The sequence below is a fragment of the Scytonema sp. PCC 10023 genome (assembly GCF_963920835.1).
Lineage (GTDB): Bacteria > Cyanobacteriota > Cyanobacteriia > Cyanobacteriales > Nostocaceae > Kalymmatonema.
This window is the reverse complement of sequence record NZ_CAWUDP010000378.1, coordinates 1-318: the sequence shown is the minus strand read 5'-3', so window position 1 is coordinate 318 and position 318 is coordinate 1. Positions and strand designations below refer to the sequence as shown.

1 protein-coding gene is annotated in these 318 nt (G+C 41.2%); it reads right to left on the bottom strand.

The features are described from left to right. Positions 1-81 precede the first annotated feature (81 nt). Positions 82-318 (bottom strand): hypothetical protein (locus ACM0OZ_RS49275; protein ID WP_414590225.1); only part of this gene is annotated, 237 nt, incomplete at its 5' end.

Sequence of the window (318 nt, the reverse complement as noted above, 5' to 3'; positions counted from 1 at the left end):
AATCTTTTGACTTTTGACTTTTGACTTTTGACTTGATGTATCCCGAGGTCGGTCGAGGAAAAGTTGTTGGCTTTCAAACTATCATTGGTTCGATCCAAGTCGCACAAAAACAACCGAACAACAAAGTACGGTTGTCAGTGTGGAAACAGTCAAATCGATTGTGACACTCCAAAATTGCGACTGCAAGTATTGCGAAAAAGCAATAATTGATTGGAGAAATTGCTTCAGCAATCTTGCTTGAAATAGCAAGACTGCTGGGTGTAATCCAGCCAGAACCTTGAAAACTGCATAGTAACGCGAAGCAGGTAGACACAGACA